The following is a 16,367-nucleotide window of genomic DNA, read 5'->3' on the forward strand; positions in this document are numbered from 1 at the left end:
CCCATCCAGAACATGATTCTCTTCAACGCCGGTAGCACCACAGGAAGGTGCAGACCAACGTAAGACCCATCACGGGCACCGCTGCCAACGAGATGGCCGTCAGCAGATCGTCTGCCAGCAGGTACTGCGAGAGGCCGCCGGATAATACCGGACCCACTGCGCAGAATGCCGCGATCATGAAGCTGTAGCCCGCGAACGCGCGTGCACGCATATCGGCTGGGGCCAGGTCCTGCAGCATGGTGGGCAGCAAGGCATTCGCCACGCAGGTCGCCAGCAGGAATGCACCCGTCAGTGCCAAGGCCGTGGAGGCCGAGGGCGCGAATGCCAGCAGTCCGGCACACGGCAGCGCGACCGCCGTCGCCACGCCCATGATGGCGGGCCGTACGCGCGGCCCCAGACGTTCGCGCAGCGAACGATCGATGATCCATGCGATCGGCAGGCTCGCCATGTTGCCGACCAGGATCAGCACGCCGAGGGTATGCCCCACCCCGTTGATGTCGACGGCGAAGCGTCGTGCGACCGCCATGGCGATCATCGGCGTGACCGCCTGCACGGCCACCGCTACCCCGCCCGCGGCACCGACGAAGAGCAATACCTGCCAGAGGCGTTCGCGCACGAAGCCGGCGAGCGACGAGGAGTGGACGTCGCTGGCAACAGGCAACTTTCGCCGGGGATCCCGGGTAAACGCACCCAGCAGCACTAGCGGCACACCGGCCAGCGCCAGCAACAACATCGCGCGCCGCCAGGGTTCGAGGTGCCCCAGCCCGACAGCATCGCCCAGTTCCGTCGCCAGATGCAGCAGGTCACCACCGAGGTAGAAGCCCGCACTGGCACCCGTCGCCATCAACGCCGCGAAACCGAGGTTTGCGCCCACGCGCCATCGTTCGCCGACCAGGTCGGGGATCAGCGAGTAGACGATGGGAATCATCGCGAACTCGGTGATGCCCGCGGCCGCACGACCGGTGAAGAACAGCGGGAAGTTCGGTGCCAGCGCACCCAGCAGCGTCAATGCGGCCCACGTGCCGATCAGCGCCAGCAGGATCATCTTGCGCGAATAGCGGTCCGCCAACCGCGCCAGCGGCACGGCGAGCGCGCTGGCGATCAGGATGCCGGCAATGCCGTGCAGAGCACCGATGACGGCATCGCCGACACCGAACGTGTCGCGGATCGCCGGCGACAGAATCGACTGCAGCCCACGGTCGCTCATCTGCACCCCAGCGGTGATGCCGAGGAAGCCGACCGTGGCCAAACCAGCCCAAGGCCATGCCACCCGGGACCGGGTCGGCATGGCGAGGGCTTCATTCATGGCGGCGAGCTACGTGTGACGGCGCTTGAGGCCGCTTACCAGACGTACCGGGCGGTAGCCGTCACCGAACGCTCATAACCGTAGTAGCACCAGTACACGGCGTTGCACGCACTGATGTATTCCTTGTCGCCGACATTCTGCACGTTCAGCTGGAAGCGCCAGTTGGAGAAGTCGTAGTGCACGGCCGCGTCGAACAGGGTGTACGACGGGGTTTCCCACAGGTTCGGCGCATCGCCGTAGTGCTTGCCGGTGTAGCGCACGCCTGCACCGAAGCCCAGCCCGGAGAGTGCGCCACTGGTGATGGTGTAATCACCGCCGGCGGAGGCCGAATGCTTGGGCTGCAGCGCGATCTGCTTGCCCAGCGTGGCCGGATCGTTACTCTTCGTGACTTCCGAGTCGATGTACGCGTATGCGCCATACACGCTGAGGCCTCGCCCCACGTTCCAGCGGCCCTCCAGCTCCACGCCGCGCACCTTGGTCTCGCCCTGCTGGATCGACGCCAGCGGATGGGTCGGGTCCGGGTCGACGGTCAGCGTGTTCTCCTGCGTCACCTCGTACAGCGCCAGGGTGGCCAGTACCTTGCCATTCGCCGGCTGGTACTTGAGGCCAGCCTCGATCTGTTCGCCCGTCGTCGGCACGAAGGCATTGCCGAACCAGTCCGCACCCACGGTGGGCTGGAACGACTGCGACCAACCCACGTACGGCGCCAGGCCATTGTCGAACACATAGTTCACGCCGACGCGAGCGGAGAACTTGTCGTCGCTCTGATGGCCGCCATTGGTGTCGGTGCCGACCCAGTCCTGGCGTCCGCCTACCGTGAACACCCAGCGATCCAGCTTGATCTGGTCCTGCACATACAGGCCCAACTGCGACTGCGTCTGGCGAGTGCTGGCGGTGGTGAGAGGATCGAAGTTCGGCGCCAGGTTCGGCATCGAGCCGTACACCGGGTTATAGGCGTCGAGACCCGTCGCAGCAAAAACGAAGTTGGAATCGTAGTTCCACTCGGCACGACGGTAGTCCAAGCCGGCCAGCAGCGTGTGTTCCGCGCGACCGGTGCTGAATTTCCACTGCAGGTTGTTGTCCAGGCCGAACGTCTTTTCGTCTTCGCGGGTGGACCACAGGTAACGGAACAGCGTGCGCTGGTCGGCAAGCAGGCCGAACGTACCCACGGTAACGGCGGGTTCGACTTCCGAATCCATCAGGCGTGCGCTCTGGTTGAACTCCACGCCACCGCCGAAATCGTGGCGGAACTCGTAGCCCAGCGACTTCAGCGTCTTGATGTAGTCGTTTGCGTTCGGCTCGCCCGTGTAGAGGCTGGGGCTGATCCTGCCGTTCGGGTTCGGCAGCAATGTGCCTGCTGCGGGCAGGAAGCCGGCACCGGCCTTGGTGTCGGCCTTCTGGTAGCGCGCCAGCACCGTCAACTCATTGGCTTCGTCCGGTTTCCAGGTGATGGCGGGCGCGAAGTAGTAGCGGTCGTCATGGATGTAGTCGACCGGCGTATCGCTGTTGCGACCCAGCGCGGTCAGTCGATACAGCAGCGTGCCGCTTTCATTGAGCTTGCCACCGAAGTCGACCGCAACCTGTCGCAGGTCGTCGCTACCCAACTGCACTTCCACTTCGCGCAGCATGTCTTCGGTCGGACGCTTGCTGACGTAGTTGACCAGGCCGCCCGGGGGCATCGCGCCGTAGTTCACCGATGCCGGCCCCTTCAGGACCTCGATCTGTTCCAGACCGTAGGGTTCGATGCGGGTGATGCCTGTTCCCGAGCCTTCCGGCAGTGCCAGGCCGTCCATGTAGCGCGCCGGCGTGAAGCCACGGACAAGCAGCCAGTCGCTGCGGCTATCGCTGCCGTAAGCGCCGCCCTGGGCGCCGGCAGTGAACCACACGGCCTCCTCAACGCCATGGATGCCACGATCCTGGATGTCGCGCGAAGTGACCACCGAGATGGATTGCGGAATCTCCTTCAGCGATGTCGCCGTCTTGGTCGCAGTGCCGGTGTCCTTGGGAATCGGTGCCTGCACCTGGACCGCATCCAGCGTGGTGGCGTCATCGGTGGCCGCCTGGGCCAACGCAAGCCCGGGGGTCGCCAGCGCGACGGCAATGGCCAGGCTGAGGGAACGGAAGGAGGTGGTGCGGGTCATGGGGTCGGCTCGGAGACGGCCGGTGCCCGTGTCGCCGCCTACCGGTCGACATCGAGCCGCGGGCACCGCCCGCCACCAGCCAAAATAAGAATCATTCTTATTTTATGGCCGGCACCCCTGTTCAGGCAATCACTTGGAACCTGTTGACCCCCGCAGGGCCAGCCTTACGGGGATGGTCTGGCTGTCGGCCGGCTCGCCGTTGATGAGGGCCAACAGGCTCTCCACCAGCAGCGCGCCCGCCCGCTTGGTGTCCTGCTGCACCGTGGACAGGCCAGGATTGACGAAACTCGCCAGCGGGATGTCGTCGAAGCCGGCCACCGCCACATCCTCCGGCACGCGCAGCCCCCGCTCCAGCAAGGCCTTCATCGCACCGACGGCGATCAGGTCGCTGGCGCCGAAGACCGCATCGAAGGCGACGCCCCGCGCCAGAAGCTCGCAGGCCGCGTCGTGTCCGGACTGCTCGGTGGTGATCGCGTCCACCTGCAGCGCAGGGTCGGCCGCCAGCCCCGCGGCTTCCAGTGCCTGCCGATGACCGAGATAGCGCTCGAAGAACTCGGGATAGTGATTGGATGCATGGCCGAGGAACGCGATGCGCCGGCGCCCCCGATCGATCAGGTGCGCCGTGATGTCGTGCCCGCCCTGGGTGTTGTCGCAGCCGATCGACACGCCCGGCGTATCGGGCTGCACGGCGCCCCAGCGGACGAAGTGCGTGCCCTGCTCGACCAGCCGCTCAAGCCGGCTGCGTGATTCCAGGTAGTCGCCGTAGCCCAGCAGGATGATGCCATCCGCCTTCTTGCTGTCCTCGTAATCCGCCTGCCAGTCGTTGGACAGCTGCTGGAAAGAGATCAGCAGGTCGTAGCCACGCAACGCGCAGGCGCGCGTGATGCTGCCGAGCATGGACAGGAAGAAGGGATTGATCGCCGACTCGTCCGGCGTGGGGTCCTCGAAGAACAGCAGCGCCAGCGTGCCGGAGTGCTGCCGGCGCAGGTTGGAGGCGTTCTTGTCCACCTTGTAGTTCAGCTGCTCGGCGATGGCGAGGATGCGCTTGCGCGTCTCTTCGTTGACCATCGGGCTGCCGCGCAATGCGCGCGACACGGTGGGCTGCGATACGCCCGCCAGGTGGGCGATATCCAGCGAAGTGGCCTTCCCTTTGATGGGCGCGATCACGGGCGGCGTCGGAAACGGTGGGCAGGAGGGCCGATGATGACATGCCCAACCATCGGCGGCGATCCGAGGCCACGAGCAGGTGTGCGAGGCGAGCCAGGTTCGTCGGTAGGAGCGACGTAAATCGCGATGAGGCTTTACCTCAGGCCTGTCGCGACTGGCGTCGCTCCCACGACAGCCTCGCGGTCAGGTGCCGCCTTGCTCCGTCCGCGTAGCCCCATGCAGTTGCACGCCCTCGGCGTCAGTAATACTCACGGAAACATCGATGCCATGTCGAACGCTTTCGGTCACCACGCAGAAGTTCTCGAACTGGGCCAGGATCCGCTCCAGCGACGCATGCGCCGTCCCGGCCTCGGCAAGCCGGATGTCGGCATGGATGTGCCCCACGCGCAGCCGCCCCTGCTCGTTGCGCACCAGCTCGGCGCTCGCGTGGGTGACCAGCTTGCCCGGGCCGTTCTTGAACTTGCGCAATGCGAACAGCAGGCTCGCCGACAGGCAGTTGGCTACGGCCGAGAGCAGCAGGCGGGTCGGATTCGGCCCCTCGCCCTTGCCCAGCGGCTCGGACTCGTCGGTCATCAGGTCGGCGATGGTGGTTTCGTCGAAACGGATGCGAAAGGCGTAGTCGTCTTCCTGCTCCAGTGTCAGGCGGATGGTCTGCGTGTCGCTCATGGCGATTCCCCGATTGGTCCCGACGCCATCATCGCATCGCCCGGCGACCGCGGCTTGGCTTTACGTGCGAAGCCTTAGAATGCCCATCGACATCGTAGCCGGAAGCCCCATGGCCACCCCTGCCCTGCATGCCTGGTTCGACGAGGCGACCAACACCATCACCTACGTGATCTGGGATGCCTCTACCCGGAAAGCAGCGATCATCGATCCGGTGCTGGACTACGACCACCGTTCCGGCCGCGCATCGCATCGCGCCGCCGACACCTTGCTGGGCTTCGTCGCCGATCACGACCTGACGGTGGACTGGATCCTGGAAACGCATGCGCACGCCGACCATCTGAGCGCCGCGCCGTACCTGAAAGACAGGACCGGCGCACCCATCGGCATCGGCGAACACATCACCGACGTGCAGCGCACGTTCGCGCCGGTATTCGGCCTGGACGACGTCTCCGGCGACGGCCGCGAGTTCGACCGCCTGTTCCGCGATGGCGACGTGTTCCCGCTGGGGGACCTGCAGGTCGAGGTGCTGCACACGCCCGGGCATACGCCGGCCTGCGTGTCCTACCGCATCGGCGACGCGGCGTTCGTCGGCGACACGCTCTTCATGCCGGACTACGGCACCGCACGCGCCGATTTCCCCGGTGGCGACGCGCGCACACTGTACCGCTCGATCCAGAAACTGCTGGCGTTGCCCGCCGATACGCGCCTCTACCTCTGCCACGACTACAAGGCGCCCGGCCGCGATCACTACGCGTGGGAAACCACAGTCGCCGACGAGAAGACCGGCAACGTGCACGTGGGCGGTGGCGTGGACGAGGACAGCTTCGTGGCGATGAGGGAAGCGCGCGACGCGACACTGTCGGCACCCGCGCTGCTGCTGCCGTCGCTGCAGGTCAACATCCGCGCCGGTCGCCTGCCGGAACCGGAAGACAACGGGCGTCGCTACCTGAAGATTCCGCTGAAGCTCTGAGGGCCGGTCAGCCGCCCGTCGCGGGCATGACGGGGTGGGCCGCAACACCAGTGCCGCAGTCCGCTTCGAGCAGGCGCGACTGCTTGAGCCAGCCTGGATCGGGGTAGTAGGCGAACAGGAACGATCCCCCGCGGATGCTGTCGATCAACGGCTGCGCCACCGCCGAGCGCACCGCCGGGCACCCGAGGCTGCGGCCAAGGCGTCCCTGCGCGCGCACCAGCGCATCGCTGACGTAGGGCGCACCATGGATGACGATGGCGCGTTCGCGCGCCCTGTCGTTGAAGCCCGGTTCCAATCCCTGCAGGCGCAGCGAATAGCCGTTGGCACCCCGGTAGGACTCCTGGGTGACGAAGGCGCCCAGGCTGGACATGTAGCTGCCGGTCGCATTGGAGAACCGCGTGGCCAGGTTCTCGCCGGTGTTGCGTCCGTGCGCGACCCGCTCCTCGAACAACAGGCGCGCCTTCTCCAGATCGAATACCCACAACCGCGGCTGCGTTGAAGGCAGCGAATAGTCGATCACGCTGAGCCGGCGCATCGGCACCGGTTCGCCGCGTCGGATCGAACAGGTCATCGCCCGCGCCGCCATCGACAGCACGTCACGGTCCAGCGATGGCGCGGCGCGATGCAGACGCTCGACCAGCCGATCGGGTGACGGTGCGGGTGACGAGGCAGGCTCCGCGAAGGCGGAACCCATCTGCAAGGCTGCCGTGAGGGCAGCGAATATCGGCAGCAGAGAGCGGAATCGATTCATGGCAACGGGCGGATATCGGGGGGCATGCGCCGGCGTCCCGATTCCGTCCGCAAGGCTCAGCGCACGGAGGTTGTGGGGCTGGCTTCGTCCGATTCCAAGACCGGGACGGACGGCTGGTCACCCGGCGTTGCGCGGACGCCCGGCAGATCGGACAGCAACACCGTGGTGCCCGGCTTCAGCACGCCGTACAGGCGGCGCGCGAAATCCTGCGGAATCCAGAACGAATCCCCCAGCGCACGCAGCGGCGGCATCGGTGCGCCGGCCTCGCCCAGCACGCGGTGCGCGACCCAGCGGTGTTCCTTCTGTTGCGGATCCAGCAGGCTGGGGATGTCTTCCATCTCGGTGGTCATCACCAGCAGCACGGTGCCATTGAGCGCAAAGTCGCGCACCATCTGCAGCGGCGCCGCACCGATCAGTACGCCGTTGCGCAGCACCGATACGCGCTGGTCGTACAGGCTGACCAGGATGCTGACCGGGCCCTCCGGCGATGCCGCCTCGTTCCAGTAGACCTCGTAGGCCGACAGTTCGGGGTGGGCCGCCTGACCGCCCGTGGTGACCGGCGCCAGCACGGCGGGATGGACCAGACTGGCCGGCGATGCCTTCGCGTTCGCCACCACCACCGAATCGCCGAAGCGGGTGATCCCGAACAGCTTCTCGGCGAACGCCTGCGGCAGGCGCACGCAGCCGTGCGACGCGGGATAGCCCGGCAGGTGACCGCCGTGCAGCGCGATGCCGTCCCAGGTAAGCCGCTGCATGTACGGCATCGGCGCGTTGTTGTAGAGGTTGGACCGGTGGTCCTTGTTCTTCTGCAGGATGGTGAACACGCCGGTCGGCGTGTCCTTGCCGGCTTTGCCCGAACTGATCGTCGACACGCCGATGGCGATGCCGTTGCGGTAGACGTAGGCGCGCTGCTCGTCGAGGCTAACTACCAGCACCACCGGCCCTTCGGGCGCGATCTGCGGATACCAGAGATATTCCCCAGGCTTCAGCGCACGGACATCGGGCGGCGAGACCGCCGCCGCGGTCTGCGCACGGGTTGCGGGCACGACGGCCAGCAGGATCGAGAGGGCGAGCGCAGGCAGGAGACGTGTCATCGACGCAGCTTACAGTCCCGCGAGGACGACGCGTCGCAGGGCGTCGTACTCGTTGGCGACCGGCTCGGCGTGGGCCGGCCGTGCCAGCAGATCGGCAAGCGCGGGCGGCACGTCGACGGCACGCCCGATCAGCGGCTCGACTACGCTCTCGAACTTGGCCGGATGTGCCGTCGCGGCGACCGCCCAGTCGCCGCCTTCGCCCTGTGCACGCAGGTCTTCCAGTACCTTCACCGCTGTTGCCGTGTGCGGGCAATGCACTTCGCCATGATCACGATAGCGACGCGCGATCACTTCGCGGATCGTGGCGTCATCCACGCTGATCGAGCTGAACGCTGCGCGCAATGCCTTGTCATCACCCGCGTAAAGCCAGCGCAGGCGTTCGAAGTTGCTGGGTGCACCGACATCCATCGCATTGGCCAGCGTGGCCACGCTGGCGGTAGGTGCGTAGTCGCCACCGGCAAAGAAATCAGGCAGTACCCGGTTGGCATTGGTCGCCAGCACGATGCGGCCCAGTGGCACGCCGAGGGCGCGCGCCAGGATCGCGGCCATCGCATTCCCGAGATTGCCTGTGGGAATGACGAAGTTCAGCACATGACCGGTGTCCGCGTGATGCGTTAGCGCCGCATGCGCGTAGTAGCTCATCTGCGGCAGGAGCCTTCCCAAGCTGATGCTGTTCGCCGAGCTCAACGGCGCCTGCGCCTGCAGATCGGCATCGCTGAGCGCGCGCTTCACCAGCGCCTGGCAGTCGTCGAACGATCCAGCCACGCGCAGCGCGGTGATGTTGTCGCCGAAACAGCCCAGCTGGTGCGCCTGGCGTGGCGACACCCGGCCATCGGGATACAGCACCACCACGCGCAACCCGGGCTGGCGATGGAAAGCCGCTGCCACGGCCGCGCCGGTATCGCCGGAGGTCGCTACGAGGATCGTCAGCGGCTTGGTCTCGCTGCGACGAAGGCGCGCCATGCAGGCCGCAAGGAAACGTGCACCGAAATCCTTGAATGCCGCGGTGGGGCCATGGAACAGCTCCAGCACGTGATCGCCCGGCGTGCCCAGCGGGCGCAGCGGAACCGGGAAGTCGAATGCCTCGCGGCAGATCGCAGGCAGTTCGGGCGCCAGTCCGTCTCCCGCGAACAGGGGCGCCAGCAGAGTCGCGGCGGTGTCGGCGACATCACGGCCCGGCGCGAGCCTGCGCGGCGCCGGCAGCGCCTCGGGCACATACAGGCCACCATCAGAGGCCAGCCCGGCGGCGATGGCCTGGCTCAGCGTCGCGGCGGGTGCGGCATTGCGAGTGGAGATGAAGTTCATGGTCTGTGTTCGGAAAGGCGCCACGCACGAAGCCGGGCGCCAGGAGGAAGGAAGCTCAATTCGCTGACAGCAGTTCCGCGCCCGTGGCGTTGATCGGCGATACCCAGGCCTGACTGTCGAAGCCGGCGACTGCGAATGCTGCCCGCACCGCGGGCGCGGCCGCTTCCGCCTCGCTGCGCGATTCGAACCAGGCGAAGACGCTGGGACCGGCGCCGGAAATGCTCGCGCCCATCGCACCTGCATCGAGTGCCGCCTGCTTGGCTGCATCGAAGCCGACGATCAACGGAGCGCGACGGGGTTCGACCAGCACATCGCGAAGTCCGTCGCGCACCAGCGACGCATCACCGGCATGGCAGCCAGCGAGCACCAGCGCCAGGTTCGCACTCTGCGCCACGAACTCCTTCAATTCATAGGTACCTTGCAACGCCGCGCGAGCACGACGGGTTTCCAGGATCGCCTCCGGATGCACCAGCACGCTGTGCCAGTGCTCCGGCACCGGCACGCGCACCAGCCGGTCCGCGGTGGACAGCACCAAGCCGCCCAGCAGCATCGGGCCAAGGTTGTCGCCGTGCTTGCCTCCACTGGCGACGGCCTCGCCGACCAGGGCGTGCGGATACAGCGCCTCGCGCGACACCGGCGCATCGAGCAACCCGTTCGCCGCGACCAGCGCGGCCACGCACGAGGCGGCGGAACCGCCCATGCCGGAACCGAGCGGAATGCCCTTCTCGATCTCCACCTCGAAGCCGAACGGCAGCGCCAGCGATTCGCGCAACGAGATCAACGCCGCACCCGCCGTGTTGCCCGGCGCATCCAGCGGAAGATCGACGGTGGCCCCGCGAATGGCGGCGATGCGCACCTCGGGCGCCTCGATCCGGCGAACGGCGACGGTATCGCCGACGCCTTCGATCACATGGCCCAGGATGTCGAATCCCACGCCGACGTTGCCCACCGATGCCGGCGAAAACGCACTTGCCTGCTGCCTCATGCCCACTCCACGTCCTTCGTCATCGGATATCTCACAGCTTTGCGCCCTGCCCTGCGGCCACGCGCAGCACGTCGGCAAACACACCCGCCGCGGTCACCTCCGGGCCGGCGCCCGGTCCCTGCACGATCAGCGGATTGTCGCAGTAACGGCGCGTGGTGAACTGCACGATGTTGTCGGTCAGCCGCAGGTTGCCGAAGGCATGCGCCGCGGGTACTTCGACCAGTCCGACGCTCGCGCGGCCTTCCGCGTCCAGCCTGGCGACGTAGCGCAGCACATTGCCTGCCGCGCGCGCCTTGGCCAGCCGCTCGGCGAACACCGCATCGACTTCGCCGAGTCGCGACATGAAGTCGTCGACACTGGCCTGGCGCAGCGTTTCGGGGACCAGGCTTTCCACCTGCACGTCTTCCAGCGCCAGCTCACGCCCGGCCTCACGCGCCAGGATCACGAGCTTGCGCGCGACGTCGGTACCGGACAGGTCATCGCGCGGATCCGGTTCGGTGTAACCCAGCCCACGCGCTTCGGTGACCAGCTGCGAGAACGGCACGCTGCCATCGAACTTGTTGAACAGCCACGCCAGCGTGCCGGAGAAGATGCCTTCCACCGACACCACCGTGTCGCCCGTATCCAGCAGGTCGCGCAGTGTGGAGATCACCGGCAGGCCGGCGCCGACGGTCGCTTCGTAGCGGAAGCGTGCACCGCTGGCCGCGGCCGCATCACGGATCGCGTGATAGCGCGCCAGCGGACCGGCACCGGCCTGCTTGTTCGGTGTGATCACATGGATGCCGGCAGCCAGCCATTCGGCGTAGCGCTCGGCAACCGCAGGGCTGGCACTGCAGTCCACGATCACCGCATGCGGCATGTGTGCCGACAGCAGGTGCTGGGTGAAGCGCTCGAGGTCGGCGGACTGCGTGCTGGCGTCGAAACGCGCGCGCCAGTCGGCGCCGATGCTGCGCTCGTCCAGCAACATGCGTTTGCTGGACGCGATCGCACGCAGACGCAGATCGAGGTTGGCCTTGCCCAGCAGTTGCGGTTGCGCGGCGCGCAGCTGTTCGATCAGCGCACCACCAACATTACCCGGCCCGATCACGCCGACCGCGAAGGTCTGCGGCGACAGCCAGAAGCCGGCGTGCGCGGCGCGCAGCGCCTTGGTCGCGTCGGCCCCGTCGATGGCCACGGAGATGTTGCGTTCGGACGAGCCCTGCGCGATCGCCAGGATGTTGACCTGGGCGCGCGCCAACGCACCGAACAGGCGTGCCGACACGCCCGGCGTGCCCGCCATGCCGTCGCCGACCGCGGCGAGCACGCTGACCCCATCGCGGCGCTGCACGCGCTGGATCTGGCGGGTATCCAGTTCGTGTGCGAACGCCTCCAGCAGCGCCGCCTGTCCCTTGGCCGCTTCGCTGGCCCGGACCACGCAACAGATCGAGTGCTCCGAGGAACCCTGCGAGATCATCACCACGGACACATGTGCGTTGCGCAACGCCGCGAACACGCGTTCCGCCGTGCCGGGCACACCGATCAGCCCAGTGCCTTCCAGATTCAGCAGCGCCAGGTCGGCGCTGAGCGTCAGCCCCTTCACCGGCCCCACGGCATCGCGCTCGGCAGTGATGCGCGTACCCGGATGCTCCGGGTGGAAGGTGTTGCGGATGATGATGGGCAAGCCGCGCTCCATCGCCGGCGACATGGTCTGCGGGTGCACGACCTTGGCACCGAAGTAGGCCAGCTCGCAGGCCTCGTCGTAGCTCAGCGCGCCCAGTTGCACCGCCTCCGGCACCACGCGTGGGTCGGCGGAGAGCACGCCGTCGACGTCCGTCCAGATGTGCAGCTCGTCGGCATCGTACAGCGCCGCGAAGATCGCTCCGGAATAGTCGCTGCCGTTGCGGCCCAGCGTGGTGAAGCGACCCTCGCGATCGCGCGCCACGAAACCGGTGGCCACCACACGGCGCTGGGGATGGGCCACCTTCCAGTCGGCCAATCGTTGCGCACTGACTTCCCAGTCGACCACCACGCCGAGATCACCGTGGTCGACGCGCAGCACATCGCGCGCATCCAGCACCGCGCATTCCTCGCCCTGCAGGGTCAGGTACTCGCCCAGCAACCGCGCCGAACACACTTCACCCAGTCCTTGCACCCGTTGCAGGACGAGCTCCGGCAGGCCGCCAATGACGATCAGCGCGTTGAGGATGTCCTCCAGCTTCTTGAAGCGCTCATCCACCCATTCGATGACCGGCCCCGCCGCTTCGCCCAGCAGCGCCACGGCGGCGCCACGATGGCGTGCGCGCAGGTCATGCCAGCTTTCATGCCATTCCGGCCGATTGGCCGCCGCCAGTTCACAGAGTTCGATCAGGGCATCGGTCACGCCCTTCATCGCGGACACGACGGTGACCTGCACCTCCTCGTCGCGTGCGAGCAGCAGCTGCGCGACATGGCGGTAACGCTCGGCATCGGCGACGGAGGTACCGCCGAACTTGTGGACGACGGTGCGGTGTTTGGATTGTTCGACTTCGGCGTTGCGGGACGACATGGGTCAGGAACCTCGGTAAGGAGGCCCGGCACGCATCAGGAAGTGGGTTGGCCCTGCATCCTGATCCGGGTGCGGGGCCGTGGTCTGCGAACTACGCGAACACAACCAACCGCACCCGACGAGTCAGGGTGGTAATGGTGGTGGTAATACCCGTGCGCCCGGCGCCTGCACGCGACACCGCCGGCTGAAGAGCCGTTGTCGGGGACGTCGCGTGGTGTGCATGGGAGCGCATGGCGAAAGAGAAACACGCCACCCCGGGGGGCTGTCAAGCGTTGCGACGCAACAAAGCCAATGATTTCAGATGGATGCAACTGAAACCAATCCTGCCGCCTTGGCTGCACGTGCCGTTACGGCGTCACCGTCAGCCATTCGTCATAAGCGCGCTCCAGCGCAACCGAGTAGACGCCGTCCGGTCCAGCGCGCATCGCCACACGTGTCGCCCACTGTCCAGGGCACTTGGCGTGGATGTCGTAGCGGGGGTTGCCCTTCGAACACCTCCCCAAGGCAATCGGCCCGATAAGTACGCGCGCTCCCTGCCGGATGGTGACGACGGCGTAATCCTCAGCCGCTCCAAGTTCGCCTTGCGGGTTTGCATTGAAGTAGGCGCCCTGTATGACGACGGTCAGCGCCCCGCACTCCGAACTTATGGACTTCGCTCCCGTGCGTCGGACCTCATCTCTCAGATCGTCCTTTTCATACGTGATCAGCGCACCCAGATCGACATTCCGTGTTTCGTACCCGCGCAATGGGCTAGGAGGCTGATCCGAGAGGATGAGGCTCGATCGCTCGGATGAGCATTGAAAGGTGATGTCGTAAACATTCTCGTCCAGCTGCCCATTGGACTCCTCACCCGGAGCCGCGTGAACAAACGGAACGAGACCGAATGCGAGCAAACCGAGACAACACATCGCCGCAAATGCTGTTGGACGGTGCGTGGATGTTGCCGACTGATGGTTCCTGCAAGCCATGCGAGCTCCCGAAGTGATCCGTGACGCGAGTTTGCCTTGCGATGCGGCAGCCGGATATCGGATTTCTCCGCACCGCCGTCAAAGTGCCCCGATGCCATCCGAACCGATCGAAACATGCGGCACGCCCCGCGATCCCTGGTCGCGCAGCGCGCTTGGGGCCCTTGAGGGACTGCGCTATTCTTGGCGCCGCCGATGGCCCCGTAGCTCAGCTGGATAGAGCGGTCCCCTCCTAAGGGACAGGTCGTGCGTTCGAATCGCGCCGGGGTCACCATCTTTCTTCGTCCGACGGCGCAGCGCGCCTGCCCGGACCCGCTCGGCGAATCGCCGAACGCCGTCATCGCCCGTCGGCGAACCGAAAAAAACCCGGCAGCGGATCAACGCTCGCGCACGCAAGCGCTTGTTGCGCAAGAACCACTTGAAAAACACGGAGTTACGCGCGGCCGACGCACGTCGCTCTGATAGAATCGTGCCCCCTGCGACGCCACGGTTTCCGCTGGCGTCCTCCGTATCCGATCCCCTGGAGCACTTCATGCCCGCAGACCTCCTCAAGGCCCTCGGCCTTGCCAGCACCAACTCCGGCACCTACCTCGGTAGCGGCGAGTGGTCCACCACCACCGACGCCGGCCTGCTGCAGTCGATCAACCCGACCACCAACGAGCTGATCGCCGAGGTCCACGCCAGCAGCCAGGCCGACTACGAAAAGGTCGTCGCCCGCGCGCAGGCCGCGTTCAAGATCTGGCGCACCACCCCGGCCCCGCGTCGTGGTGAAGCCATCCGCCTGTGCGGCGAAGCGCTGCGCAAGCACAAGGACGCGCTGGGTTCGCTGGTCGCCCTGGAAATGGGCAAGAGCAAGCCCGAGGGCGATGGTGAAGTGCAGGAGATGATCGACATCGCCGACTTCGCCGTGGGCCAGAGCCGCATGCTGTACGGCTACACCATGCACTCCGAGCGCCCCGGCCACCGCATGTACGAGCAGTACCAGCCGCTCGGCCTGGTCGGCATCATCAGCGCGTTCAACTTCCCGGTTGCGGTGTGGGCATGGAACTCGTTCCTGGCCGGCATCTGTGGCGACATCTGCATCTGGAAGCCGTCCAACAAGACGCCGCTGACCGCGATCGCCAGCATGAAGATCTGCAACGACGCGCTGAAAGCCGGCGGCTTCCCGGACATCTTCTTCCTGATCAACGACGCCGGCGTCGAGCTGGCGCAGCAGTTCGTCGACGACAAGCGCATCCCGCTGATCAGCTTCACCGGCTCCACCCAGGTCGGCCGCACGGTCGGTGAGCGCGTCGCACGCCGCATGGGTCGCAGCCTGCTGGAGCTGGGCGGCAACAATGCCATCATCCTGGACGAAACCGCCGACCTGAAGCTGGCCGTGCCGGGCATCGTGTTCGGCGCCGTCGGCACGGCCGGCCAGCGCTGCACCACCACGCGCCGCCTGATCGTGCACGAATCCATCTACGACAACGTGCTGGCCACGCTGATCAAGGCGTACAAGCAGGTGGAAGGCAAGATCGGCGACCCGACCGACCCGGCCAACCTGATGGGCCCGCTCAACAGCCAGGGCGCGGTGCAGCAGTTCCTGGACTCCGTCGCCAAGGCCAAGGCCAGCGGCGGCACCGTCGAGACCGGCGGTACCGCGATCGACCGTCCGGGCAACTTCGTCCTGCCGGCGATCGTCACCGGTCTGAAGAATTCCGATGAGGTCGTCCAGCACGAGACCTTCGCGCCGATCCTGTACGTCATGAAGTACAAGACCCTCGACGAAGCCATCGACATGCAGAACGCCGTGCCGCAGGGCCTGTCGTCGTCGATCTTCACGCAGAACCTCAAGGCGGCCGAACAGTTCCTGTCGGCGGCCGGCAGCGACTGCGGCATCGCCAACGTCAACATCGGCACCAGCGGCGCTGAGATCGGCGGCGCGTTCGGTGGCGAGAAGGAAACCGGCGGCGGCCGCGAGTCCGGCTCGGATGCCTGGAAGGTCTACATGCGCCGCCAGACCAACACCATCAACTACTCCGACTCGCTGCCGCTGGCGCAGGGCATCAAGTTCGACCTCTGACCGGAGGCAAGGCCGGCATGCCTGCATGCCGGCCGCCCTGAACGGGCTTTCATCTGGGATAATCGCGCCACCCCAACGGGTGGCGCATTTTTTTGTGCGCCCGAACGAGCGCCATCGCGCCTCCCTGACCCCTGCACGGAGCCCCTGATGAACCCAGTCCGCACCACCAGCAGTCTCGCCATCGCCAGCCTCGTGTCCGGCATCCTCGGTTGGACCCTGTTGCCCTTCATCGGCACGATCGTGGCCATCATCACCGGGCACATGGCGCGCGCGGAGATCCGTCGCAGCGCCGGCACGATGGACGGCGACGGCCTGGCCATCGGCGGACTGGTACTGGGCTGGGTATCGGCGCTGCTGTGGATCGTCGGCATCCTGGTGTTCTTCCTGTTCCTGGGCGGCCTGGCCTGGCTGGCGACGCTGAGCTGAGC

General features: G+C 66.5%; 13 protein-coding genes and 1 tRNA gene. 4 read left to right on the forward strand and 10 right to left on the reverse strand.

Going from position 1 to position 16,367, the window contains the following annotated elements:
• Nucleotides 1-22 precede the first annotated feature (22 nt).
• The 4 genes from IB225_RS02225 to IB225_RS02240 form a co-directional block, all read right to left on the reverse strand.
• Nucleotides 23-1,288, reverse strand: coding sequence for an MFS transporter (locus IB225_RS02225; RefSeq protein WP_192309354.1), 1,266 nt, complete (start codon nucleotides 1,286-1,288; stop codon nucleotides 23-25).
• 53 nt (nucleotides 1,289-1,341) lie between these two features.
• Nucleotides 1,342-3,447: a TonB-dependent siderophore receptor gene (locus IB225_RS02230; RefSeq protein ID WP_192309356.1), complete on the reverse strand. Its 2,106-nt coding sequence runs from the start codon at nucleotides 3,445-3,447 to the stop codon at nucleotides 1,342-1,344.
• A 129-nt stretch (nucleotides 3,448-3,576) separates the two neighbouring features.
• A complete protein-coding gene (locus IB225_RS02235; RefSeq protein WP_345776587.1) occupies nucleotides 3,577-4,611 on the reverse strand; it encodes a LacI family DNA-binding transcriptional regulator in 1,035 nt (344 codons plus the stop codon).
• A 186-nt stretch (nucleotides 4,612-4,797) separates the two neighbouring features.
• Nucleotides 4,798-5,280, reverse strand: a complete 483-nt coding sequence (locus tag IB225_RS02240; protein WP_192309358.1) for an OsmC family protein — start codon at nucleotides 5,278-5,280, stop codon at nucleotides 4,798-4,800.
• Between the two features lie 109 nt (nucleotides 5,281-5,389).
• On the opposite strand from IB225_RS02240, the gene IB225_RS02245 reads away from it, so the two are divergent.
• The gene (locus IB225_RS02245) at nucleotides 5,390-6,250 is read left to right on the forward strand and encodes an MBL fold metallo-hydrolase (protein WP_192309360.1); all 861 of its coding nucleotides are present in this window, start codon (nucleotides 5,390-5,392) and stop codon (nucleotides 6,248-6,250) included.
• Between the two features lie 7 nt (nucleotides 6,251-6,257).
• Here IB225_RS02245 and IB225_RS02250 read toward each other — a convergent pair whose 3' ends face one another.
• From IB225_RS02250 to IB225_RS02275, 6 genes are all read right to left on the reverse strand, one after another.
• Nucleotides 6,258-6,944 carry a murein L,D-transpeptidase catalytic domain family protein gene (locus IB225_RS02250; RefSeq protein WP_192309362.1) on the reverse strand — a complete coding sequence of 229 codons (687 nt, stop codon included), beginning with the start codon at nucleotides 6,942-6,944 and terminating at the stop codon, nucleotides 6,258-6,260.
• A gap of 113 nt (nucleotides 6,945-7,057) precedes the next feature.
• On the reverse strand, nucleotides 7,058-8,095 hold the full coding sequence (locus IB225_RS02255; RefSeq protein WP_192309364.1) for a L,D-transpeptidase: 1,038 nt from the start codon (nucleotides 8,093-8,095) through the stop codon (nucleotides 7,058-7,060).
• Between the two features lie 9 nt (nucleotides 8,096-8,104).
• Nucleotides 8,105-9,400, reverse strand: a complete 1,296-nt coding sequence (gene thrC / locus IB225_RS02260; RefSeq protein WP_192309366.1) for a threonine synthase — start codon at nucleotides 9,398-9,400, stop codon at nucleotides 8,105-8,107.
• Between the two features lie 55 nt (nucleotides 9,401-9,455).
• A complete protein-coding gene (locus IB225_RS02265; protein ID WP_192309368.1) occupies nucleotides 9,456-10,385 on the reverse strand; it encodes a homoserine kinase in 930 nt (309 codons plus the stop codon).
• A gap of 31 nt (nucleotides 10,386-10,416) precedes the next feature.
• The gene (gene thrA, locus IB225_RS02270) at nucleotides 10,417-12,909 is read right to left on the reverse strand and encodes a bifunctional aspartate kinase/homoserine dehydrogenase I (RefSeq protein WP_192309370.1); all 2,493 of its coding nucleotides are present in this window, start codon (nucleotides 12,907-12,909) and stop codon (nucleotides 10,417-10,419) included.
• Nucleotides 12,910-13,256: 347 nt separating this feature from the next.
• A complete protein-coding gene (locus tag IB225_RS02275; protein ID WP_192309372.1) occupies nucleotides 13,257-13,877 on the reverse strand; it encodes a hypothetical protein in 621 nt (206 codons plus the stop codon).
• 194 nt (nucleotides 13,878-14,071) lie between these two features.
• Between IB225_RS02275 and IB225_RS02280 the strand changes: the two genes are divergently transcribed.
• The 3 genes from IB225_RS02280 (at nucleotide 14,072) to IB225_RS02290 (ending at nucleotide 16,365) form a co-directional block, all read left to right on the forward strand.
• Nucleotides 14,072-14,148, forward strand: a tRNA-Arg gene (locus IB225_RS02280).
• 258 nt (nucleotides 14,149-14,406) lie between these two features.
• Nucleotides 14,407-15,939 carry an aldehyde dehydrogenase family protein gene (locus IB225_RS02285; protein ID WP_192309374.1) on the forward strand — a complete coding sequence of 511 codons (1,533 nt, stop codon included), beginning with the start codon at nucleotides 14,407-14,409 and terminating at the stop codon, nucleotides 15,937-15,939.
• A 147-nt stretch (nucleotides 15,940-16,086) separates the two neighbouring features.
• On the forward strand, nucleotides 16,087-16,365 hold the full coding sequence (locus IB225_RS02290; RefSeq protein WP_192309376.1) for a DUF4190 domain-containing protein: 279 nt from the start codon (nucleotides 16,087-16,089) through the stop codon (nucleotides 16,363-16,365).
• The last annotated feature ends 2 nt before the right edge of the window (nucleotides 16,366-16,367 follow it).

The sequence above is a fragment of the Pseudoxanthomonas sp. PXM02 genome (assembly GCF_014851805.1).
In the GTDB taxonomy this organism is placed as follows: Bacteria; Pseudomonadota; Gammaproteobacteria; order Xanthomonadales; family Xanthomonadaceae; genus Pseudoxanthomonas_A.